Here is a 1,114-nt window from a genome sequence, read left to right as displayed (position 1 = left end):
GGGCGGCGGCAAAAACTGAGTGCAACACCTGACCTTTCCGGTACGGTGCTGCCCCCATGTCTTATACCGAACTCAGCGTTGAAGAGCGCGCCACCATTCAAATCGGTCATGCCCAAGGTTTCAGCCTGCGTGGGATTGCCTGCTTGATCAACCGATCCCCTTCGACCATCAGCCGGGAGCTGCGCCGCAATCGAGATGCCTGTGGTGGCTACTCGGCCCGTGTAGCCCAACAGCAGATGCAAGCCCGCCGCCAGGTGTGTCGACCGATGCGAAAGCTGTTGCCGGGTAGCGAGCGCTTTGAGCTGGTGGTTCATATGCTGCGTGAGCGTTTGTCTCCCGAGCAGATTGCCGGCAAGCTGCGCAGCATGAACATTCCCAGCCTCAGAGAGGCCTACGTCTGTCGTGAGACGATCTATAACGCGATCTATGCCCTGCCGGTCGGTGAACTGCGCAAGGAGCTGATCATCTGCCTGCGCCAAAGCAAGACGACGCGCAGGCCGCGCTCTGGCGGTGTGGATCGGCGCGGTCAGATCCCTGAGATGGTCAGTATTCATGTACGTCCGCCGGAGATCGAAGACCGGCTGATGCCAGGGCATTGGGAAGGCGACCTGATCAAGGGCAAGGCCAACGCCTCGTCTGTAGGTACGCTGGTGGAGCGCACCAGTGGCTACCTGATGCTGGTGAAGATGAACGACGCGACGGCGACCTCGGCGATGGAAGGCTTCAGTGCAGCGCTCAATGGCATGCCGCTGGCGATGCGCAAGAGCATGACCTACGACCAGGGCCGAGAAATGGCGCTGCATGCTGAAATCACTCAGCAGACCGGGGTGGCCATTTACTTCTGCGACCCGCACAGCCCTTGGCAGCGCGGCAGCAACGAAAACATCAATGGCCTGATCCGCCAGTACCTGCCCAAAGGCACAGACCTGTCGGTACACAGCCAGGAAGAACTGGATGCCATCGCACTGCAACTGAACATGCGCCCACGTAAGCGCTTCGACTTCAAATGCCCAATTGAAGTTATGGGCAAAGTGATGCAGGAAGCCATGGCTATGCGGCATGATGCGCCTGCTTCAATTCAATAACCGTGTTGCACTCAGCCCCTGCAACCGCC

1 protein-coding gene is annotated in these 1,114 nt (G+C 59.3%); it reads left to right on the top strand.

The genetic code is table 11. From position 1 onward, the window contains the following. Window positions 1-56 precede the first annotated feature (56 nt). The gene (locus NA619_RS24985; RefSeq protein WP_255964444.1) at window positions 57-1,085 is read left to right on the top strand and encodes an IS30 family transposase; all 1,029 of its coding nucleotides are present in this window, start codon (window positions 57-59) and stop codon (window positions 1,083-1,085) included. Window positions 1,086-1,114 lie beyond the last annotated feature (29 nt).

The organism is Stutzerimonas stutzeri (assembly GCF_024448895.1).
Classification (GTDB): domain Bacteria; phylum Pseudomonadota; class Gammaproteobacteria; order Pseudomonadales; family Pseudomonadaceae; genus Stutzerimonas; species Stutzerimonas stutzeri_Q.
The sequence above is the reverse complement of the archived record's forward strand: the minus strand, read 5'-3'. Positions and strand labels throughout refer to the sequence as shown.